This is a genomic window from Thiohalocapsa marina, from assembly GCF_008632335.1.
Classification (GTDB): Bacteria; Pseudomonadota; Gammaproteobacteria; order Chromatiales; family Chromatiaceae; genus Thiohalocapsa; species Thiohalocapsa marina.
This window is the reverse complement of record NZ_VWXX01000002.1, coordinates 175,154-196,909: the sequence shown is the minus strand read 5'-3', so window position 1 is coordinate 196,909 and position 21,756 is coordinate 175,154. Positions and strand designations below refer to the sequence as shown.

Genomic DNA, 21,756 nt, shown 5'->3' with positions numbered 1-21,756 from the left:
CCATCATGATCCCCAGTCTCCGCATCCTCCTCGCCCTGGGCCTGCTCACTGCCAGCCTGGGCGCACCGGCGCAGCCGGTTCCCATTCCGGACGCGCCCCAGCTGACCGCCAGGGGCTACCTGTTGCTCGATCACGACAGTGGCGCCGTACTGGCGGAGCACAATGTCGACCAGCGCCTGGAGCCGGCCAGCCTGACCAAGATCATGACCGCCTATGTGATCTTCGACGAACTCGCCAAGGGCAACCTGGCACTCGACGATGAGGTGCTGATCAGCGAGAAGGCCTGGCGCACCGGCGGCTCCAAGACCTTCGTCGAGGTCGGCGCCCGGGTGCGCGTGGAGGACCTGCTCAAGGGCATGATCGTGCAGTCCGGCAACGACGCCAGCGTGGCCCTGGCCGAACACGTGGCCGGCACCGAGGAGACCTTCGCGGCGCTGATGAACACCCACGCCGAGCGGCTTGGAATGACGCGCACCCACTTCGTCAACGCCACCGGGCTGCCGCATCCGGAGCACTACACCACGCCGCGGGACATCACCCGGGTCACTGCCGCCACCATCCGCGAATTCCCGGACCTGTACGCCTGGTACGCCCTGCCGGAGTTCACCTACCACGACATCACCCAGGCCAACCGCAACCGGCTGCTGCAACAGGACCCCAGCGTCGACGGTGTGAAGACCGGCCACACCGAGGCCGCCGGATACTGCCTGGTGGCCTCTGCCCGACGCGACGGTCAGCGCCTGACCTCGGTGGTGATGGGCACCGACAGCGAGAACGCGCGCCTGCGCGAAAGCCTGGCCCTGCTGAATTACGGCTTTCGCTTCTTCGAGACGCACAACCCGTTTCCGGGCGGTGAGCCGGTGGAGTCGATCCGGGTCTGGTCCGGCCAGACCCGCGAGCTGCCGGTCGGTCCGGCCCGCGACCTGTACGTGACCATTCCCCGCGGACGCTACGACGCGCTCAGCGCCGAGCTCGAGGCCGCCTCGGACATCACCGCACCGGTGGCCTGGGGCGACGTTGTGGGCGAGATCGTCGTCCGGCTCGGCGACACCGAGATCATGCGCGAGCCGGCGGTGGCCCTGGCCGACATCGACGCCGGCGGACTCCTGCGCCGGGCGCAGGATGCCTTACTGAAGCTGTTCTGACATGACCGACACCGACGAAACCCTGCTGGAGTTTCCCTGCCGCTTCCCGATCAAGGCCATGGGGCCTGCGGACAGCGACCTGGAGGCGGTGGTGGTAGAGATCGTGCGCCGGCACGCGCCGGGGCTGGTGGAGGATGCGGTCAAGGTGCGCGCCAGCAGTGGCGGCAAGTGGCTTGCGGTCACCGTGCACATCGAGGCCACGAGCAAGACCCAGCTGGACGCCATCTACCGCGAGCTGAGCGCCCACGAACTGGTCGCCTATGCACTCTGAGCCTGGCGGCGCCCCACACCCCCTGACCGTGCGGCCGCTGGGCCTGCTGGACTATCAGCAGGCCTGGCAGTCCATGCGCCGGATGACCGACACCCGCGGCCCGGAGACCGCCGATGAACTCTGGCTGGTACAGCATCCGCCGGTGTTCACCCTGGGCCAGGCCGCGCGACTGGAACACCTGCTTGCGCCGGGGGACATCCCCGTGGTGCAGACCGATCGCGGCGGCCAGGTGACCTACCACGGACCCGGCCAGGTCATCGCCTATCTGCTGCTGGATCTGCGCCGGGCTGGGCTCGGCGTGCGGCAGGTGGTGAACCGGCTGGAAGGGGCCGTCATCGGCCTGCTGGCGGAGATCGGCATCGACGCCGCCGCCCGAGCAGACGCGCCCGGGGTCTATGTGGGCGGGGCCAAGATCGCCTCCGTCGGCCTGCGCGTGCGCCGCGGCTGCAGCTACCACGGCATCGCACTCAACGTCGACATGGACCTGGAACCGTTCCGGCGCATCAATCCCTGCGGCCACGCCGGCCTGGTGGTGACCCAGATCCGCGACCTGCGGCCCGACCACGACGTGGAGACGGCCGGTCAGCGGCTGGCCGAACACGTCCAGCGACAGTTCACCCAGGATCTCCGCCGGCGCCCGGATCGGACCGGTACAGGTCCAGCGGAAAGGTCTCCGTGATCAGGATCACCGGCTCGCCGGCGATGATGATGCGGTAGGTGCGCGAGACCCCGCCCTGTATCGCATCCTGTGTCGCATCAGGGCTCACCTCGGGAGACGGCGGCCCTTCCAGGCCCACCTCCATGACCTCGCGGTAGCTCTCCAGGCCACTGTCGCGGATCAGCGCCCCGATGCCGATCTCGCGGTCGATCAGGCGCTGGCGGAAGCCCTCGGGGATGCGTTCGAGCCGGATCACCGAAAAGGCGTGGGCATAGGGCAAGCCGGTGTCGACGCCGCGCAGCTGCACGCGGCGCACCATGACCCGGTCACCGGCGGACACCTCGATCCACGGAATGGCAGCCTCCACATCGATGCACTCCTGGCGCAGGGTATCGACGCGCACCGGCTCCCAGAAGTAGGCCTCGAGGATCTTGGTGACCGTGCCGTCGGTGACCAGCAGGGCGCGCAGGAACGGCGGCAGCGACGCGATGGCCACGGGCCGGCCGGCGTCCTGGCCGTCGGTCCGACCGATGATGCCGTTGCGCACGAAACCCTGGCAGCGAAACGGCGCCGACGCGCGGTCCTCGCTGGTCTTGCCGTAATACCTGCTTACCATGCCCCGTCCGTTCCTGCGCTGATTCCCGCCCCATTGTATCCCGTGCAAGCGCCATTTTGCCTTGCACGGCCTTCGCACATCCCTGACGGACTCTGCTACCATCCGCACGACAGGGGTCGGAAAAACCTCGGTCCTGTGCTATACCCAAAGTGCAGTCCGGCATATTCACCTTGCCGTTCGGCATATTCACCTGGAGAAATCGCCATGACGAAGAATATCAAGATCGTGTCGTTGTCCGCTGCGGCCCTGATCAGCGCCGCCCTGCTGGGTGGTTGCGCCACCGATCAGGAGGCCCGCGACATGGCCCAGGCCGCCATGGATGCCGCCAACTCCGCCCAGGCCTGCTGCGAAGCCAATGAGGAGCGCATCAACCGCATGTATCAGAAGATCATGTCCAAGTGATGCCAGCTCCTTGAGCCCTGCCGGCCTCCCACCAGGTGTGGCAGGCCGGCATTGTCGTTCACGGCCGTCCGCACCGCTTCCCAGTCGATCACCACCCCGTCCGCCTCCGCCACCGATGGCGGAATCACCTGCTCCAGCGGCACCCCCCCGGCCTGCGCCGCATTGGCGTTGACCTCCAGATACAGAAAATCGCCCAGCCAGCCGACCTTGTAGGGCTCGTCGACGATGCGCACCGGCGTGCCGGTGGCCACCTTGCCGAACAGGCGCTCGATGTCCTCCGGATACATGCGCGTGCAGCCATGACTCACCGGCATGCCCACGCCCCAGGGCTTGTTGGTGCCGTGGATGAGATAGCTGGGATTGCTCAGGCGCATGGCGAAGGCGCCGAGGGGATTGTCCGGGCCCGCGGGGACCACCGCCGGCAGCGGATCACCGGCCTCCGCGTGCTCCTTGCGGATGGACGCCGGCGGCGTCCAGGTGGGATCCTTGATCTTCTCGATGATGCTGTAGGTGCCGACCGGGGTCTCCCAGCCCTCGCGGCCGATGCCGACGGAGAAGGTCTCCACCTCGGTGGCGGAACGAAAGAAGTACATGCGCTTCTCCGCCAGATTCATCACCAGCCCCTCTCGCGGGGTACTGGGCAGCACATGAAAATCCGGCACCAGCACGTCGGCATCGTCACCGGGCACCCACATGTCCACATTCGGGTTGGCCTGCTGCATCTCGTCGTAGCCGGCGCCGAAGTGCCGACCGATGTCCAGCAGCGTATGCTCGGCGTCGGTCTTCACATAGAATGGAACGCCGATGACACTGTCGCTGACGCTCGCCAGCCGGTACAGCTCGGCGCCCGCCGGCATGGCTGCCAGCAGCAACAGGACCGAACAGCCGGCCAAACGGCTGGACAGCCCGCCGGGCCTCGGTCGCCGGCTCTCGGTTGTCCGGAACTGCATCGGGTTGTTCATGGAGCACTCTCCCAGCTGTACAAAAACAACAAGTTCTCGACCACAATCTGAGCGGGTTGGCCGTTGACCACCGACACCCAACCCGCAAAAGACAAACTCTCCTCTGGAACAGACATTACAGGTCCGCTCGGGTTGCGATGAGTCACTCACACAAATCCAGGGCCGCCCCCCGGGCGAGCCAAGCGCAACTGTCCGGCAAGCTGGCACATGTGCGCAACATCGGCATTGCCGCCCATGTGGATGCCGGCAAGACCACGCTGACGGAACGCATCCTGTTCTATGCCGGCGCCTCGCACAAGATCGGCGAGGTGCATGACGGCGCCGCCCACATGGACTGGATGGCCGAGGAGCAGCAGCACGGCATCACCATCACCGCCGCGGTCACCCGCGCCCCCTGGCGCGATCACCTGCTGCAGGTGGTGGACACCCCGGGCCATGTGGATTTTACCATCGAGGTGGAGCGTTCCATGCGCGTCCTCGACGGCGTCATCCTGGTGCTGGACGGCGTCCGCGGCGTCGAACCCCAGACCGAAACGGTGTGGCGCCAGCGCTGCCGCTTCGGGCTGCCGGTGCTGTTCTTCGTCAACAAGATGGACCGCCCCGGTGCCGATTTTCTCCAGGTGCTGGCGCACATCCGCGAGCAGCTGCAGGTGGAGCCGGTCGCCGTCACCGTGCCCCTTGCTGACCCCGCGCTCGAACGCAGCGGCCTGTCGCCCACCCCGGCGGAGCAGGACGCGGTGGTGGACCTGGTGCACAAGACCCTGCTGCGCTTCGGCGGCGAGCAGGGCGAACAGGTCAGCGCCGAGCCCTGCCCGGAGTCCCTGTGGACACCGCTGGCGCCGTTGCGCGAGTCGCTGCTGTTGGCGGCGGCAGAGTTCGACGAGGCCCTGGCAGACCGTGTCCTCGGCGGCGATGAGCCGGAGCCCGCGGCGCTGCTGGCGGCGCTGCGCACAGGCACCCTGGCCGGGCGGTTGTTTCCGTGCTTTGGCGGCAGTGCCCTGCGCAATCTGGGGGTGCAGCCGATCATGGACGCGGCGGTGGATCTGCTGCCGGCACCGCTGGACCGCCCGCCGGCCCGGGCTCGGCTGCCGGACGACGGCGTCGAGGAGGTGGTGCTCGGCGGCAAGGGTCCGCTGGTGGCACTGGTGTTCAAGGTGCAGATGTGGGACGGGCGGCGGCACTGCTTCACCCGACTCTACCGCAATCGGCTGCTGCCGGGGGACAAGGTGTCCTTCATCACCGGCGACGGTCGGGTGGTCACCGAGCAGGTGGCGCGCATCTTCGACATCGACGCGGGCCACAAGACCCGTCTGGACCAGGCTGAGCCCGGACAGATCGTGCTGCTTGCCGGTCTGCGCCACGCCTCCACCGGCGACACCCTCTGTGCCCCGGAGCATCTGCTGAGCCTGGAGCGCATCGATCTGCGCCAGCCGGTGCTGAGCCTGGCCATCGAGCCCGCTGCCGGCACCGATGAGGAGCGCCTGCTGGAGGCCCTGGACAAGCTGCAGCAGGAGGACCCGACGCTGCAGGTGGCGGAGGACCCCGAGACCGGCCAGCGTCTGCTGCGGGGCATGGGGGAACTGCATCTGCAGATCGTCATCGAGCGGCTGGAGCGGGAATTCCACCAGCAGGTGCGTAGCGGTCGGCCGGCGGTGGCCCTGCGCGAGACGATCACGGCGGCGGCCGCGGCGGAGGCACTCTTCAGCCGACCGCCGACCCCGGACGGCAAGCAGCCGGCTGCCACAGCCTGGGCCAGGGTGCGGGTCTCGCCGCAGACGCGTGGCAGCGGTAACCATGTGGACTGTGTGCCGGCGGTGCGACCAGAGGGGGTGGAGCTGACCCCGGAGCAGGTGTCTTGCCTGCGCGAGGGGCTGCATCTGGGGCTGAGTGCGGGTCCACAGCACGGGGCGGCGCTGGAGGATGTGGCGGTTGCACTTGAGGCGGTTGAACTGTTCGGTGCGGCGAGCACTGCGGAGTCGCTCAGCGCGGTGGCTGCCCGTGCCTTGGCCAAGGCGCTGGCGGATGCGCAACCGGCGGTGTTGCGTCCGGTGATGGCGGTGGAGATCCTGGTCCCCGAGGACAATCTGGGCACGGTGCTCGGCGATCTGCAACAGCGTCGGGGGGAGATCCAGTCCACCAATATCCGCGATGGCAACGCGAGCATCCGGGGCGAGGTTGGTCTGCAGGCGCTGCTGGGCTACACCACAGACCTGCGAAGCCTGACCCAGGGCCGCGGGCAGTTCACCATGCAGTTCAGGCGGTTTGACCTGACTGGAGAGTGATGGGGATAAAAAAAGCCCGGCGGGGTGCCGGGCTGAAGCGTCTCATGGTGAGAGAGACGAGGAGGACTCGGTGGCCCCGGCGCGGCAGGCAGGCTGGGTTCTACCAGCTTGGCCCGGGATCGCGCGGGGCGAAATCGGTTTTGTTTCAATGCGCGACCGGGACGGTTCCCAGTCGTGCGAATGATCAGTGGATGAACAGGCCGCCGTTCACGGGCAGGTTGGCGCCGGTGACATAGCCGTTCTCTTCCGCGACCAGGAAGGACACCGCGCTGGCGATCTCTTCCGGCTGGCCCATGCGACGCATCGGCACGCCAGAGACGATGGCCTCGCGCACATCGTCACGCATGGCCTTGGTCATAGCGGTCTCGACGTAACCCGGCGAGACGGTATTGACCGTGACGCCCTTGGCAGCCCCTTCCTGGGCCAGTGCCATGGTGAAGCCGTGCATGCCGGCCTTGGCCGTCGAATAATTGGTCTGGCCGAACTGGCCGCGCTGGCCGTTCACCGAGGAGATGTTGACCACGCGACCGGAGCCGGCAGCCAGCATGTCGTCCCAGACCTGGCGCGTGACATTGAAGACGCTGTTCAGGTTGACGTTGATGACGGCATTCCAGCTCGCCTCATCCATCTTCTTAAACGTCTTGTCCCGGGTGATGCCGGCACAGTTGACGAGAACAGTCACTGGGCCGTGGGCCTGCTTGATCTCGGCGACCATGCGCTGGGAGTCCTCGAACGAGGACACGTCGCCGGCGATGGTGTCGACGTCGAAGCCGGCCTCCTGCTGCTCTTTCTTCCAGGCCACCGCGGCGTCCTGCTCGGACGGATGATGGTTGGCGACGACACGGAGGCCATCGCGGCACAGGCGCTGGCAGATGGCGGTGCCGATGCCCCCAATGCCACCGGTAACCAGGGCGACTCTTGCAGCTGCGGTCATGACTGTTCTCCTCGGGTGTTGTTATGGAACCAGGCGCGGATGGTAGCACCCCGCCCCGGGCCCGGCCAGAGAGCCGGACCAGAGGCCGAGGGCGCCAGCCGTGCGGGTGCGTCAGGCAGTGACAGCGTTGCGGATGGTGGCGCTGTTGTTCTTCATCTCGCTCATGGCGCCGTCGAACCAGCCGCGGTACTCGTCACGGATCTCGCCAGCCATGTGCATGTTGGCCTTGGACTCGCTCATCATCTTGTCGGCGATGTCCTTGGTCATCTCGACCTGACCCTTGTAGTACTCGTTGTAACCCTTGGCCTCGGTGGCCAGCTTCATCATGCGAACGCTCTGCTCGACGAACATGTTCATCATGTCCATCTGACGCGCGACCATCTTCTCCGCGATCTTCAGGTTCAGCTCGCCCAGCGCGTTCATCTGATCGACGCTCTTGTTGGCCATGTCGTTGTAGGTGTTCAGCATGTTGGTGTTGGTGCTCATGATTTGTTTTCCTGATGTCGTTGATGTTGCAGTGCAGCAATTGTTGCAGTGCACAATACCGATGGCCCGGGAGGCTGTCAACCCCCCTTGGGGAAAAAATTGTTGCGGTGCAGCATGCCGTGATCCCGGAGACATCCAGCGGTCCGACTCCGACGCCGGGACCGGGATCGAGCAGCGTCAGGGCCCGGCGCTAGGGGCTAGCGTCAGGACTCGGCAAGCCAGTCCCTGGGCACCAGATAGTGCTCAAGGAGCTCCGCCTCGGGCGTGCCGGGCTCCGGCCGCCAGTCGTAGCGCCAGCTCACCTCCGGAGGCAGCGACATCAGGATGGACTCGGCACGCCCCCCGGACTGCAGGCCGAACAGGGTGCCGCGGTCCCAGACCAGATTGAACTCCACATAGCGGCCGCGACGGATCTTCTGGAACGCGCGCTCCCGCTCCCCGTACGGCATGGTCTTGCGACGCGCCACGATGGGCAGATAACCGGGCAGGAAGTGCTCCGCCACCCGGCGCAGGAAGGCGAAGCAGCGCTCGAACCCCCACTCGCTCAGATCATCAAAGAACAGGCCGCCGACCCCGCGGGGCTCGTCGCGGTGCTTGAGAAAGAAGTAGCGATCGCACCACGCCTTGTAACGGGCATGCAGCGCGTCCCCGCCATCCGCACCAAAGCCGTCGCAGGCCGCCCGTGCGTTGCGATGCCAGTGCCTCACATCCGCTTCATTGCCGTAGTATGGGGTCAGGTCGAAGCCGCCACCGAACCACCACACCGGCGCCTCGCCGGGCTTCTCTGCAATGAAAAAGCGCACGTTCATGTGCGACGTCGGCACATACGGGTTGCGCGGATGCATCACCAGCGAAAGCCCCATCGCGCGATAACCCCGGCCCGCCAGCTCCGGGCGGTTCGCACTCGCCGTAGCCGGCAGGCCGTCGCCGCGCACATCCGACACATTCACCCCGCCCTTCTCGAACACCGCGCCATCCTCGATGACCCGGCTACGCCCGCCACCGCCCCCCGGACGGCTCCAGACGTCCTCGCGGAACCCGCACCCGCCGTCCGCCGCCGACAACTCCGTACAGATGCGGTCCTGCAGTTCCAGCAGATATCGCCGAACGCGCTCGGCATCAGGCAGATCGGACATGGCTGGTTCCCCCTCCAACAATGCAACAGAGACCGATCGACACGAGGCCGCCCAACGCCCCGCATCCGCTCGAAAGCAGATGGGTACGGACACCAGGAATCGCCAGAATCCAGAGTCCCCCGCGCAGCTGACCCAAGCCCGCCCAAGTTTTCGGGGACCCCAAGCCTGTGCCCGTTTTCGGGGGCTGGGTGGCGGCGGTCGGGGGTCTCGATCGCAGGGATGCGATCGTGAAGCCTCCATGGATGGATTCACGGCGTCCCGCGACGGCCGCCAACCAACCCCCGAAAACCGACAGAGTTCAAGCAACAGCCACCAGCCGAGGCAACCAGCCCGCACGCAAACGGACAGCCCCAATCCAAAAGCTATACTTCAAAGGCAGCGACAGCGACCAGAGACCAGAGACCAACACCCACACAGCAGAGGGCCTTCACCATGAACAAGCCGCTCGGATCAGCGCATCCCGTCCAGTCCGGACTCATCTGCTGCACCCTGGTCGCGTTCACCCTGCTCTGGCCAACAACGGCCACCCGCGCAGACGAGATGCCGGACTACGAACACCAGTCCATCCGCGCCATCGTCGAACTGGTCAACGCCGCCGCAGCCGCCATCGAGACCCAGGGCGAAGCCGTCTTCCCCGACTTCCGCATCGAGGGCAGCCGCTGGTTCCAGGGCGACCGCTACCTGTTCGTCTGGGACCTCGAAGGCAACCGCCAGGTCTATCCGCCCGACCTCGAACACGAGCGACAGAACCTGCTCGACCTGCAGGACATCGGCGGCAAGCCCATCGGCCGGATGTTCGTGCGCACCGCCCGGGACGGCGATGGCCAGGGCTGGGTCCACTACCAATGGAACCGACCCCATGATCCGCAACCGGTCTGGAAATCCACCTACATCACCCGCGCGACCGCCCCCGACGGCACCACCTACCTGGTTGGCAGCGGCCTCTATCAGCCCCCCATGGAAAAGGCCTTCCTGGTGCAGGAAGTCCGCGCCGCCGCCAGCCTGCTGGAAAAACAGGGACGGGCCGCATTCGAGCGACTGCGGGACAAGCGCGATCGCTTCTTCTTCCACGACACCTACGTCTTCGTCACCTCGGACAGCGGCATCGAACTGGTGAACCCCGCCTTCCCCGCCATCGAAGGCCGCAACCTGTGGGATGCCCGGGACATGGATGGCACCTACATCGTCCGCAACTACATCACCCTGGCCCGGGAACAGGGATCCGGCTGGGTCCACTACCTCTGGCCCCGGCCCGGCATGCCCGAACGCCCGGCGCGCAAGACCACCTATGTACAGCAGGTCATGGTCGACGGAGAGCCGATGATCGTCGGCGCCGGCATGTACGAGTGATCCTCTAACGAGACGCTGATTGATTTACCCTCCTGGCCAAAAGTCCGTACGGGAACCGCTGAGTACATCAGCGGCTCCCTTGGGAGACGCTGATTGATTGGCCATCCTGGCCAAAAATCCGCACGCGATCCGAAAACGCGGTTCCCGAAGCGCTTCACTTTCAGCCGCTTGCGCCGCTAAGAATGGCGGGGCCTCCTGCCCCGCACGGGAAATGCTGAATAAATCAGCGTTTCCCTAGAGTTCGGATCATCGGGCCTTCAGGCCAGCCTGGACTGGCTTTGAGGTTGACCGAAAAGGCGCCAGTGCCCGCTGGCCTCCGGTCACCCAACCGGCCGGCCTCCCTCCCCCGACCGGCACAGCATGGTCTAGTATTGAATCGAGCAACACGAAAAGGCGAGCGCTCTGCCTGCTCCCGCGGGCGCCATCGTGGCGCCAAAGACAATCGACGGAATCGAAAGGCCCGTAGCAATCTCGCGAGGGATCCTCGGAAATGTCGGTGATCGACGTTCAAAAACTACTTGAGCCATGCCCGGTCGAAGCACCTGCCGGGGAGGATCTCGAATACGATCCATCATTCCTCGAGGTGTTCAGGCTGGCTGAAGGCACTCCGGAACGCGTCATGGGGAGCACAGTTGTTCCTGCCGAACCGCCGGACTGGCGCAAGGTACAAGAACGCTGCACGGAGCTTCTCGCTCGCTCCAAAGACCTCAGAATCGCCATCTTGCTGCTTCGCGCGCTGGTCTACCGTGAATCCTTGACGGGGCTGCAGAGTGGCACCGAATTGCTGGCTGGCCTCGTTGATCAGTATTGGGACTCGCTGTTCCCGCTGTTGGACGCCGATGCCAACAACGACCCGATGGAGCGCATGAATGTCCTGGCGAGTCTGATCGACCCGGACTTGATGCTGCTGCCCCTGCGCACTGCGCCACTGGTCCAGTCTCCCGTTTTTGGAACCCTTTCCCTCCGCAAGATCGAGATTGCCGAAGGCAAGACCAGCGCCGCTCCGAATGAGGATGCACTGGATGCAGCGTCGGTGAATGCCGCTTTTACCGACTGTGCACTCGACGAGTTAGCTGCATCGGCAGACGCCACCGCATCGTCCCTGGACAACGTGAGGCGTCTGACTGGCACGCTGGAACAGCACGTGCAGGGCGCTGACATCCCGGACTTCAAGCCGCTGCAGACGCTGCTGAGCGAGATTTTAACGGTCTTGCAGTCACATCTCCGCGAGCGCCAGCCGACGAGTCCTCCCGAACTGGATGATGCCACAGAGACCGCGACACCCCGTACACCGGGACCATCGGGGCGCACCGGCGATGCCGCGACGCTCGATCCATCGCACATCAGCTCACGAGAGGACGTCGTGCGGGTGCTCGATGCCCTTTGCCTGTATTACAAACGCCATGAGCCCTCGAGTCCGGTGCCGCTGCTGCTGGAACGGGCACGTCGACTTGCCACAAAGGATTTCATGGAAATCATGCACGACCTGGTGCCGGAGGCATTGGACAAGCTGGTGATGATCAAGGGCCCAGGCGATGACAAATCATGAATGGCATTCAGCCGAAGAGCAGCTTGTCCATTCGTGACTTGAAGCAACGAGCTGAAACGTTTCAAACGAGCCAGTCACCTCCAAGGGGCACGAAATGACCAAAGAAAGCAGCCAAAAATTCATCGCCCGGAATCGGGCGCCACGGGTTCAGATCGAGTACGACGTCGAGCTGTACGGCGCAGAAAAGACGATTCAGCTGCCCTTTGTCATGGGCGTCTTGTCGGATCTCTCTGGCAAGCCTGAGGACCCCCTCCCTCCAGTCGGGGAGCGCAAGTTCCTGGAGATCGATGTCGATAACTTCGACGATCGGCTGAAGGCGATGAAACCTCGTGTTGCCTTCCAGGTACCCAACACACTGACTGGCGAAGGCAACCTGAACGTGGAGTTGACCTTCGAGAGCATGGACGATTTCTCACCCGCCGCCATCGCCCAAAAGGTGGATTCCCTGAACAAGCTGCTGCAGGCGCGCACGCAGCTCTCCAATCTGCTGACCTACATGGACGGCAAGAGTGGCGCGGAAGAGCTGATCGCCAAGGTCCTGCAAGACCCAACGCTACTGCAGGCGCTTGCAGCGGCGCCGAAGCCACAGGAGCCAGTCGAGGGCACAGAAGCGCCAACGGAGGCAAACTAACATGGCCGAACCAGAAGCACACCTCCAGTCCGAACAAGCCCAGGCCGAAGCCAAGACCGCCGAGGCCGGTGAATTCGCATCGCTGCTGCAGCAGGAATTCAAGCCGCGGTCCGACCGCGCGCGCGAGGCGGTCGAGGACGCCGTGCATACGCTTGCCGCCCAGGCCCTCGAACAGACGGGCCTGATCTCGGAGGATGCGGTCCGGACCATCGAGTCGATCATCGCCGAGATCGACCGCAAGCTTACGGAGCAGATCAATCAGATCCTGCATCATCCGGACTTCAGCCAACTGGAGGGCAGCTGGCGCGGCCTGCACTATCTTGTCAACAACACCGAAACCGACGAGATGCTCAAGATCCGCGTCATGAACATCTCGAAGAAGGAGCTGCACAAGACCCTCAAGAAATTCAAGGGAACCGCCTGGGACCAAAGCCCCATCTTCAAGCAGGTCTATACCCAGGAGTACAGCATGTTCGGCGGGGAGCCGTTCGGCTGTCTGATCGGCGACTACTCTTTCGACCATGGTCCGCCGGACGTTGAGCTACTGGGCCAGATGGCACAGATCTCCGCGGCCGCCCATGCCCCCTTCATTGCCGGTGCCGATCCGGGTGTGATGCAGATGGAGTCCTGGCAAGAGCTCAGCAACCCGCGGGATCTGACCAAGATCTTCCAGACGCCGGAGTACGCCGCCTGGCGGTCTTTGCGAGAATCCGAGGACTCGCGATACATCGGCCTTGCGATGCCGCGTTTCCTGGCGCGATTGCCCTACGGCGCCAAGACGGACCCGGTAGAGGAGTTTGATTTCGAGGAGGAGACCGGCTTCGGCGATCATTCGCGTTACACCTGGTCCAATGCCGCCTATGCCATGGCCGTGAATATCAACCGGGCCTTCAAGCTGTACGGCTGGTGCTCGCGCATCCGCGGGGTCGAATCCGGAGGTGCGGTGGAGGGACTGCCAGTGCATACCTTTCCAACCGATGACGGCGGCGTGGATATGAAATGCCCCACCGAGATCGCCATCGACGACCGGCGTGAAGCAGAGCTTGCGAAGAACGGCTTCATGCCATTGCTGCACAAAAAGAATAGCGATTTCGCGGCATTCATCGGTGCTCAGTCGCTGCAGAAGCCGTTCGAGTACGATGATCCAGACGCGACGGCCAATGCCAACCTGGCCGCTCGGTTGCCGTATCTCTTCGCGGTTTGCCGCTTTGCGCACTACCTCAAGGCGATCGTGCGCGACAAGATCGGCTCCTTCAAGGAGCGCGAAGACATGGAGAAGTGGCTCAACAAATGGATCAACAAATATGTCGAGCCCAATCCCGCGAATGCCTCCGAAGCCGACAAGGCGCGCAAGCCGCTCGCGGCTGCACAGGTGGTCGTCGAGGAGGTGGAAGGCAACCCCGGATACTATCGATCAAAATTCTATCTCAGGCCGCACTACCAACTGGAGGGCTTGACGGTATCTTTGCGGCTGGTATCGCGCCTGCCTTCAGAGAAGGCATGACTGGGCTGACAATGCGTACTGTAAGCCGGGTCTGGACTCGGACCTCAACGACCTGATGCTCAAGGGCATCAACTGCTGCGCCTGTCGGCGCATAAAGAGCTCCGCTCTCGTGAGCGGCCTTTTATAACTAGCGAGGAGAGCTGCCATGGCGTTCGATGCGTACCTGAAGGTGGAAGGTGTCGATGGAGAGGCCACCGACGCTGCACATGACAAATGGATACAAGTGCTGAGCTATAGCGTTGGTCTGAGTCAGCCCGTCTCTGGTGTTACGGGAACCGGTGGTCGCACCGGCGGCCGCGCGGACTTTCAAGACTTGAGCATTGTGAAGGTGATCGATAACTCGACACCGGACCTCTCGATCAAGTGTGCCAAGGGCGAGCACATACCAACCGTCGAACTGGAGCTGTGTCTCGCGACTGGTGACAAGCATACCTTCATGAAATACACGTTTGAAGATTGCATCGTGACATCCGTTACTCCCGGCGGCAGCTCAGGGGGAGAGCCCAAGCCCACTGAGCAAGTCAGCTTTGCCTATGGCAAGATCAAGTGGGAATACACTCCTATCGACGATACGGGCGCTCCGGGCTCCACGACGGACCGCAAGTGGGACTTGGAAAAAAATCAGCAGGAATAGTAAACCGCGGTCAGAGAATTGCCGCTCAACTACGATCTGCCATGACGAGCCGGGTAGTTTGGTACCCGGCAGCGAGGGTCAGCCATGGACGCAGAAGCGTCACTCGAACGAGGCGATCTCGACGCCGCGCTGAAAGCGCTGCAGGGTCAGATCCGCAAGGCCCCGGCTGAGGCGAAACTGCGCGTCTTCCTGTTCCAGCTGCTCTGCGTGCTGGGACATTGGGACAAGGCCCTGCGGCAACTCCAGGTAGCAGCCGATCTGGATGCCGGCGCACTGGCCATGGCGGCAACCTACCGAAATGCGGTACAGGCCGAGGCCTTGCGCGAGAGCGTCTTCGCCGGAGAGCGCGACCCCGTCGTTTTCGGTGAGCCCCAGCGCTGGATCGCCTTGCTGGTCGAGGCATTGCGCGTCAGCGCCCATGGCGATGCGGCTCGGGCGCAGGCCCTGCGTGCCGAGGCCTTCGAGGATGCCCCCGCGACAGCCGGTCGCATCGACGGCGCCGACTGCGCCTGGATCGCGGATGCAGACATGCGGCTGGGACCAGTGCTCGAGGGTGTCGTCGACGGGCGCTATTGCTGGATGCCGTTTCAGTACATCCAGCGCATCCATCTCGATGCGCCAACGGACCTGCGCGACCTCGTCTGGGCCCCGGCCCAGGTCACCTGGATCAACGGCGGTGAGTCCGTGGTCTTGATCCCTGTGCGCTACGCGGGCACGACGGCCCAGGCCGACGCTGGCCTGAAGCTGGCGCGCAGAACGGAATGGATTGATCTCGGGGCAGACTGCTTTGCCGGACTGGGGCAGCGAATGCTGACCACCGACAAGGATGAGTATCCGCTACTGGCCATTCGCGAGATCGTTCTCGATCAGTCCGGGCTCGCCACCGGCACCTCAGAACATGGCTGATCTCACGCCGAAAGAGCGGCTTCAGCCTTCGCTGCTCGACCGCTTGACTGACCAGGCGCCAACGACGGATCAGGAATCACGTGAGGAACGGGTCCTGTCTCCGAGTCGGCTCAAGGCGAGCGTGCTGCGCGATCTGCAATGGTTGCTTAACACCTGCAACCTGGCTTCGGTACAAGACCTCGATCCCTTCCCGGAGGTTGCGAGCTCGGTGCTCAATTACGGCCTGCCGGACCTGGCCGGAAAAAACGTGTCCGGGCTCGACGTGCTGAGCCTCGAGCGCGAGCTGCGCCAGGCCATTCTGCAGTTCGAGCCACGCATCTTGAGAAGATCACTGGTCATTCGCACCCTCATCGACGCGTCCACCATGAGCCATAACGCGATCCAGTTCATCATCGAAGGGGAGCTTTGGGGACAACCCATGCCACTGCAGCTCTACCTGAAGACGGAGGTCGATCTGGAGTCGGGCGAGGTGGCCGTCTTCGAATCCACGGCTGTGCGAGACGAGCGCTGACGTGGATCCGCGCCTGCTTGCCCACTACAACCGAGAGCTGCAGCACCTACGCGGGCTGGGCGGCGAATTTGCGGCCGAATTCCCCAAGATCGCCGGCCGGCTCGGCCTGAGCGGCTTCGAATGCGCCGATCCCTATGTCGAGCGACTGCTGGAGGGCTTCGCCTTCCTGGCCGCGCGTGTCCAGCTCAAGCTCGAAGATGAGTTTCCGACCTTCACCCAGCACCTGCTGGAGATGGTCTATCCGCATTACCTGGCACCGACGCCGTCCATGGCGGTCGTGCAATTACAGCCCGATCTGAGCCAGGGGACCTTGGCCGACGGGTTCCCGATACCTCGTCATACCAAGCTTCGCAGCAGCATCGGCAAGGGTGAGCAAACCGCCTGCGAGTACCTGACCGCGCACGAGACCCAGCTCTGGCCCCTGGAGATCGCCGAGGCCGAGTATTTCAGCCATGCCGGACCGGTCGCCAAGACCGACCTGGCCGTACTCAACCGGTCAAAATCGGGGCTGAGGCTGCGCCTGCGCGCCACGGCCGGACTCAATCTCTGCGACCTCAAGCTCGATCGTCTCGACCTCTACCTGCAGGGCAGCGATGAGATCCCCTTCACGCTCTATGAGCAGCTGACCGCCAATCCAGTGGCCGTCTTGATCCAGCCCCTCGAACGGCCGCTGCCTTGGATCACCGAGCTCCCGCGCTCCGTCCTCTCTCCCCTGGGCTTCTCCACGGATGAGGCGCTGCTGCCTTACGCTGCGCCGTCGTTCCAGGGATATCGCAATCTGCATGAGTACTTTGCCTTTCCACAACGCTTTCTGTTCGTCGCGGTGGATGGGCTGGCACCGGCTCTGCAGCGGGTCAAGACACCAGAGGTCGACCTCATCGTGCTCTTGCCCGCACGCGCCAGGGCGCTGGAGGGCGTTGTCGACGCCGGGCACTTCGCATTGCATTGCACACCCGTCGTCAACCTGTTTCCGAAGCGTTGCGACCGCATCCATCTGGGCAAGGGCTGGCCAGAGTATCACGTGGTGCCGGATCGCACCCGGCCGATGGACTTCGAGATCTATCGCATCGAAGGGGTCACCGGCTACGGCGCCTCCACGGCGAACGCACGCGAATTCCAGCCCTTCTATGCCACCAACGACTTGGCGCATCCGAGCGACCGCCCGGCCTACTACAGCGTGCATCGCATGCCGCGCCGAATGTCCTCGCGTCAGCGTCGGCAAGGACCGCGTTCGAGCTATCTGGGCAGCGAGGTCTATGTCAACCTCGTCGACGCGACCGCGGCCCCCTGGGCCTCGGAGCTGCGGCAGCTCGCCGTCAGCTGCCTCTGCACCAATCGGGACCTCCCGCTCCAGATGCCGGTCGGCGTTGGACAGGGCGATTTCTCGATGGAGGCCGGCGCGCCGGTGCAGGCCGTGCGCATCTGCTCCGGACCGACGCCGCCGCTGCCTTCTCCGGCGCATGGCGACACGGCCTGGCGCCTGATCAGCCATCTGTCCCTGAACTACCTGTCGATCACCGACACGGCAGGCGGCACCGGGGCCGGCGCACTACGTGAGCTGCTCATGCTCTACGCCGATCTCACCAACGCTGGCAATCGACATCAGATCGACGGCATTCGCGACGTCAACGCGCAGCCGATCACCCGCCGTCTGCCGGGCGTGCGTCCCATCACCTATGCCCGTGGCACCGAAATCACACTGGGCTGCGATGAGGCGGCCTTCGAGGGCACCGGCGTCTATCTGCTTGGCGCCGTGCTCGAGCGATTCTTTGCCCGGTACGCGTCCGTCAATGCCTTTACCGAGACCGTTCTGACCACCAGCCAGCGTGGGGAGCTGAAACGATGGCCACCGACCATCGGCCGACGCCCGACGCTCTAGCGCTGCTGAGCGCGCTGGAGCGCGAGCCCTGGCGCTTCGGCTTCCTGCAGACCCTGCGGGCGCTGGAGTGCCAGCATGCCGAGCGGCCTCGTCTCGGAGAAACGGTACGGGCCGCCGATGACATGGTCCGGCTGGGCCAGGAGCCGTCGCTGATCTTCGCCCCGGCCGAGCTGGCTGCGCTGCGCCGATCCGGGACAGGGCGTGCGCCGCGGCTATTGGTCTACTTCCTCGGTCTGCTCGGTCCCAACGGCCCCCTGCCGCTGCATCTGACGGATTACGCCCGCGACCGGCTGCGCAATGCGGGCGATGCGACCTTTGCCCGCTTCCTGGATCTGTTCAACCATCGGATGCTCAGCCTGTTCTATCGCGCCTGGGCCCAGGCCCAGCCCGCGGTGAGCTTCGACCGTCCTGGAAAGGACCGGTTCGGCACCTATCTGGGATCGCTGCACGGCATCGGCATGCCTGGCTACCGACACCGCGATGCCATGCCGGATCTGTTCAAGCTCCACCACAGCGGCCATCTGTCGTGCCAAGCCAGACATGCAGAAGGCCTCGGCGCGATCCTGTCCGACTACCTGAAACTGCCGGTCCGCATCGAGGAATTCATCGGCCACTGGCTGCAACTGCCACAGGATTGCCGCTGGCGCCTCGGCGAATCCCCCGAGGCCGGCTGTCTGGGGCTCACCACGACGATCGGCGGCCGTGTCTGGGATCACCAATCCAAGTTCCGCATCCGCGTCGGGCCGCTGCGCCTCAGCGATTACCTTCGCCTGCTGCCTGGCGGCAAGAGCCTGTCCGCGGTCAAGGCCATCGTGCGCAACTACGTCGGCCAGCCGCTGGACTGGGACCTGAACCCGGTTCTGGCCCGGCCCGAGGTGCCGGCCATTCGGCTCGGCAAGGCCGGATGCCTGGGCTGGACCACCTGGCTGACGAGCCGGCCTCTGGCTCGGGACGGCGATGACCTCAAGCTCGATCCCAACGTCAGACCAGTCCGTGCCCATCGCGTTCAGCCAGGCCCGGAAGGGGCCGCGCCAAACGGAGAACCCGCACCATGACCGAGATCAGCCGTGCCGCATTGTTCGGCAAGCTCAACCCGCTGGCCTACAAGGCCATCGAGAGCGCTACCGTCTTCTGCAAGATGCGTGGCAATCCCTACGTCGAGCTGGTGCACTGGCTGAACCAGGTGCTGCAGCTGCAGGACTCGGATCTGCATCGCATCATTCGCCACTTCGATCTTGAGCCCTCGCGGCTGGCAAAGGATTTCACCGATGCCCTGGACCGGCTGCCGCGCGGCTCACGCTCCATCGCAGACCTGTCATCGGACGTCGAAGAGGCGGTGGAGCGCGGCTGGGTCTACGGCACCCTGATGTTCGGCGAGACCCAGGTACGCACCGGCCATCTGCTGGTCGGTATCCTGAAGACCCGCGGCTTGCGCAGCGCGCTGCTGGGGATCTCGCGCCAGTTCGAAAAGATCGGCAGCGACAGCCTGACCGACGCCTTCGATAAGCTCCTTGCTGAGTCGCCGGAGAATCGTCTGGGGACGACCGACGGCTTCCAGGTGGGCGGTGGCGCTGCCCCCGGCGAGGCCAGCGGCGCCCTTGCGCCGGCCCAGATGGGCAAGCAGGAGGCCTTGCGGCAGTTCTCGGTGGACCTCACCGAGCGTGCCCGCAAGGATGAGCTCGACCCCATCGTCGGCCGCGACGAGGAGATACGCCAGCTGGTGGATATCCTGATGCGTCGGCGGCAGAACAATCCGATCCTCACCGGCGAGGCCGGCGTGGGCAAGACGGCAGTGGTCGAGGGCTTTGCCTTGCGCATCGCCTCGGGCGATGTCCCGCCGCCACTTCAGGACGTCACCCTGCGCACGCTGGATGTGGGCCTGCTGCAGGCCGGCGCCAGCATGAAGGGTGAGTTCGAGAACCGTCTGCGCCAGGTGATCGAGGAGGTGCAGACCTCGCCGAAGCCCATCATCCTGTTCATCGACGAGGCGCACACCCTCATCGGCGCGGGCGGCAGCGCCGGCACCAGCGATGCGGCCAACCTGCTGAAGCCGGCGCTGGCCAGAGGCACCCTGCGCACCGTTGCCGCCACCACCTGGGGCGAATACAAGAAGTACATCGAAAAGGATCCGGCCCTGACCAGGCGCTTTCAGGTGGTTCAGGTCGGCGAGCCGAGCGAGGACAAGGCCATTCTCATGGTTCGCGGCATCGCCTCGACCCTGGAGAAACACCATCGGGTGCAGGTGCTCGACGAGGCGCTGGAGGCCGCGGTGCGTCTGTCCCATCGCTACATCCCCGCCCGCCAACTGCCGGACAAGGCGGTCAGCCTGCTCGATACCGCCTGCGCCCGGGTCGCCATCAGCCAGAGCGCGGTGCCGGGTACCGTGGAGGATTGCCGTCGGCACATCGAGGCCCTGCAGACCGAGCTGGAGATCATCGGCCGTGAGACCGCCGTCGGCGTCGACACGGCCGAGCGCGAGCTCGGCGCGCGCGAGCAGCTCGAGGCAGCCCAGGTCCGCTTGGACCAGCTGGACTCCCGCTGGGAGCGCGAAAAGGCCCTGGTCCAGGACATCCTGGACCTGCGTGCCAGGCTGCGCGGCGATCAGGCCCCGGTCGAGGGCACGGGGAGCGCGCTGGAGCAGGCCGCAGCCGAGGTGGAGCCGACCAGCCCTGCATCACCCGCTGACCCACCCGAGCCCCCGGCGCAAGCGGCTTCGGCCGTCACCGATGCCGAGGCGGACGAACGCGGGGAGACGCTGGAGCGGCTGCGCACGTTGCAGGTGGAGCTGCATGGGCTGCAGGGTGACGAGCCCTTGATCCTGCCCAGCGTCGACGCCCAGGCGGTCGCCTCGGTGGTCGCGGACTGGACCGGTATCCCCGTGGGTCGCATGGTCAAGGACGAGGTCCAGGCAGTGCTCCACCTGGCCGACACCCTGAACCGACGCGTCATCGGCCAGCGCCACGCCTTGGACATGATCGCCAGCCGCATCCAGACCTCGCGCGCACGGCTGGACAATCCCAACAAGCCGATCGGCGTGTTCCTGCTTGCCGGCCCTTCCGGCGTCGGCAAGACCGAGACGGGTCTTGCCCTGGCCGAGGCTCTCTATGGCGGTGAGCAGAACATCATCACCATCAACATGAGCGAGTTCCAGGAGGCGCATACCGTCTCTACGCTCAAGGGCTCGCCACCGGGCTACGTCGGCTATGGCGAGGGTGGGATTCTCACCGAGGCCGTGCGCCGCAAGCCCTATAGCGTCGTGTTGCTGGACGAGGTGGAGAAGGCCCACCCGGATGTGCACGAGATCTTCTTCCAGGTCTTCGACAAGGGCTGGATGGAAGACGCCGAAGGCCGCAAGATCGATTTCCGCAATACCCTGATCCTGCTCACCACCAATGTGGGCACCGAGCTGATCATGGGGCTGTGTCAGGACCCGGACCTGATGCCGGAGCCCGAGGGCATCGCCACTGCGCTGCGCGAGCCGCTGCTCAAGGTCTTCCCGGCGGCCCTGCTCGGGCGCCTGGTGGCCATCCCCTACTATCCCCTCAACGACGAGATGCTGGCCGCCATCATCCGGTTGCAGCTCGGCCGCATCGTTCGCCGTATCCAAGAGAATCACCGCATCCCGCTCGATTACAGCGACGAGGTCGTCGATCTCATCGCCCAGCGCTGCTCGGAGGTGGAGAGCGGCGCCCGCGTCGTCGATGCCATCCTCACCAACACCGTGCTGCCGGAGATCAGCCGTGAGCTGCTCACGCGCAGCATGGACGGACGCGCCGTGGAACGGATCTCGGTCGACGTCGGTGACGGTGGTTTCAACTATCATTTTGACTGAATCAACAGCTTTCAACGACGAGTCGATGCCAATCCAGGCTCGTCAACATGACAAGCAATGCAGAGGTA

General features: G+C 64.9%; 20 protein-coding genes. 15 read left to right on the top strand and 5 right to left on the bottom strand.

Annotated elements, in window-relative coordinates:
* Nucleotides 1–5: 5 nt before the first annotated feature.
* Genes F2Q65_RS02355 through lipB form a run of 3 tightly spaced genes read left to right on the top strand, consistent with a single transcriptional unit; the run spans nt 6 to nt 2,095 of the window.
* The gene (locus tag F2Q65_RS02355) at nt 6–1,145 is read left to right on the top strand and encodes a D-alanyl-D-alanine carboxypeptidase family protein (protein ID WP_150090016.1); all 1,140 of its coding nucleotides are present in this window, start codon (nt 6–8) and stop codon (nt 1,143–1,145) included.
* Between the two features lies 1 nt (nt 1,146).
* Nucleotides 1,147–1,416: a YbeD family protein gene (locus F2Q65_RS02350; RefSeq protein WP_150090014.1), complete on the top strand. Its 270-nt coding sequence runs from the start codon at nt 1,147–1,149 to the stop codon at nt 1,414–1,416.
* Nucleotides 1,406–2,095, top strand: a complete 690-nt coding sequence (lipB, locus tag F2Q65_RS02345) for a lipoyl(octanoyl) transferase LipB (RefSeq protein WP_150090012.1) — start codon at nt 1,406–1,408, stop codon at nt 2,093–2,095. Before F2Q65_RS02350 ends, lipB begins: the two co-directional genes overlap by 11 nt.
* Here lipB and F2Q65_RS02340 read toward each other — a convergent pair.
* Nucleotides 2,031–2,690 carry a chorismate--pyruvate lyase family protein gene (locus tag F2Q65_RS02340; protein WP_150090010.1) on the bottom strand — a complete coding sequence of 220 codons (660 nt, stop codon included), beginning with the start codon at nt 2,688–2,690 and terminating at the stop codon, nt 2,031–2,033. The two genes, lipB and F2Q65_RS02340, sit on opposite strands and share 65 nt — an antisense overlap.
* A 204-nt stretch (nt 2,691–2,894) precedes the next feature.
* Between F2Q65_RS02340 and F2Q65_RS02335 the strand changes: the two genes are divergently transcribed.
* Nucleotides 2,895–3,092, top strand: a complete 198-nt coding sequence (locus tag F2Q65_RS02335) for an alanine-zipper protein (protein WP_150090008.1) — start codon at nt 2,895–2,897, stop codon at nt 3,090–3,092.
* On the opposite strand, the gene F2Q65_RS02330 is transcribed toward F2Q65_RS02335, so the two are convergent.
* Entirely contained in the window at nt 3,071–4,054 is a 984-nt protein-coding gene (locus F2Q65_RS02330; protein WP_246155926.1) for a L,D-transpeptidase family protein, read from the bottom strand. The genes F2Q65_RS02335 and F2Q65_RS02330 overlap by 22 nt on opposite strands.
* Nucleotides 4,055–4,191: 137 nt before the next feature.
* Here F2Q65_RS02330 and F2Q65_RS02325 point away from each other — a divergent pair, with 137 nt between their 5' ends.
* Complete coding sequence (locus F2Q65_RS02325; protein ID WP_150090006.1) at nt 4,192–6,336, top strand: elongation factor G; 2,145 nt, start codon at nt 4,192–4,194, stop codon at nt 6,334–6,336.
* A 184-nt stretch (nt 6,337–6,520) separates the two neighbouring features.
* Here F2Q65_RS02325 and phbB read toward each other — a convergent pair whose 3' ends face one another.
* The 3 genes from phbB to hemF form a co-directional block, all read right to left on the bottom strand.
* Nucleotides 6,521–7,270 (bottom strand): acetoacetyl-CoA reductase, encoded by a 750-nt coding sequence (gene phbB, locus F2Q65_RS02320; protein WP_150090004.1) that lies wholly within the window; start codon nt 7,268–7,270, stop codon nt 6,521–6,523.
* 111 nt (nt 7,271–7,381) lie between these two features.
* Nucleotides 7,382–7,756: a phasin family protein gene (locus tag F2Q65_RS02315; protein ID WP_150090003.1), complete on the bottom strand. Its 375-nt coding sequence runs from the start codon at nt 7,754–7,756 to the stop codon at nt 7,382–7,384.
* Between the two features lie 203 nt (nt 7,757–7,959).
* Nucleotides 7,960–8,892: an oxygen-dependent coproporphyrinogen oxidase gene (gene hemF, locus F2Q65_RS02310; protein ID WP_150090001.1), complete on the bottom strand. Its 933-nt coding sequence runs from the start codon at nt 8,890–8,892 to the stop codon at nt 7,960–7,962.
* Nucleotides 8,893–9,324: 432 nt separating this feature from the next.
* On the opposite strand from hemF, the gene F2Q65_RS02305 reads away from it, so the two are divergent.
* From F2Q65_RS02305 to tssH, 10 genes are all read left to right on the top strand, one after another.
* Nucleotides 9,325–10,242: a cache domain-containing protein gene (locus tag F2Q65_RS02305; RefSeq protein ID WP_150089999.1), complete on the top strand. Its 918-nt coding sequence runs from the start codon at nt 9,325–9,327 to the stop codon at nt 10,240–10,242.
* Nucleotides 10,243–10,732: 490 nt separating this feature from the next.
* Entirely contained in the window at nt 10,733–11,791 is a 1,059-nt protein-coding gene (tssA, locus tag F2Q65_RS02300; RefSeq protein WP_150089997.1) for a type VI secretion system protein TssA, read from the top strand.
* A gap of 94 nt (nt 11,792–11,885) precedes the next feature.
* Nucleotides 11,886–12,422, top strand: a complete 537-nt coding sequence (gene tssB, locus F2Q65_RS02295) for a type VI secretion system contractile sheath small subunit (RefSeq protein ID WP_150089995.1) — start codon at nt 11,886–11,888, stop codon at nt 12,420–12,422.
* A gap of 1 nt (nt 12,423) precedes the next feature.
* Entirely contained in the window at nt 12,424–13,926 is a 1,503-nt protein-coding gene (gene tssC / locus F2Q65_RS02290; protein WP_150089993.1) for a type VI secretion system contractile sheath large subunit, read from the top strand.
* 145 nt (nt 13,927–14,071) lie between these two features.
* Nucleotides 14,072–14,560, top strand: a complete 489-nt coding sequence (locus F2Q65_RS02285) for an Hcp family type VI secretion system effector (protein ID WP_150089991.1) — start codon at nt 14,072–14,074, stop codon at nt 14,558–14,560.
* Between the two features lie 84 nt (nt 14,561–14,644).
* Nucleotides 14,645–15,466, top strand: a complete 822-nt coding sequence (locus tag F2Q65_RS02280) for a type VI secretion system accessory protein TagJ (RefSeq protein ID WP_150089989.1) — start codon at nt 14,645–14,647, stop codon at nt 15,464–15,466.
* Complete coding sequence (gene tssE / locus F2Q65_RS02275; RefSeq protein ID WP_150089987.1) at nt 15,459–15,977, top strand: type VI secretion system baseplate subunit TssE; 519 nt, start codon at nt 15,459–15,461, stop codon at nt 15,975–15,977. The genes F2Q65_RS02280 and tssE overlap by 8 nt, the downstream gene beginning before the upstream one ends.
* A gap of 1 nt (nt 15,978) precedes the next feature.
* Complete coding sequence (tssF, locus tag F2Q65_RS02270) at nt 15,979–17,856, top strand: type VI secretion system baseplate subunit TssF (protein WP_150089986.1); 1,878 nt, start codon at nt 15,979–15,981, stop codon at nt 17,854–17,856.
* Complete coding sequence (tssG, locus tag F2Q65_RS02265) at nt 17,820–18,911, top strand: type VI secretion system baseplate subunit TssG (RefSeq protein WP_150089984.1); 1,092 nt, start codon at nt 17,820–17,822, stop codon at nt 18,909–18,911. Before tssF ends, tssG begins: the two co-directional genes overlap by 37 nt.
* Nucleotides 18,908–21,688, top strand: a complete 2,781-nt coding sequence (gene tssH / locus F2Q65_RS02260; protein WP_150089982.1) for a type VI secretion system ATPase TssH — start codon at nt 18,908–18,910, stop codon at nt 21,686–21,688. The genes tssG and tssH overlap by 4 nt, the downstream gene beginning before the upstream one ends.
* Nucleotides 21,689–21,756 lie beyond the last annotated feature (68 nt).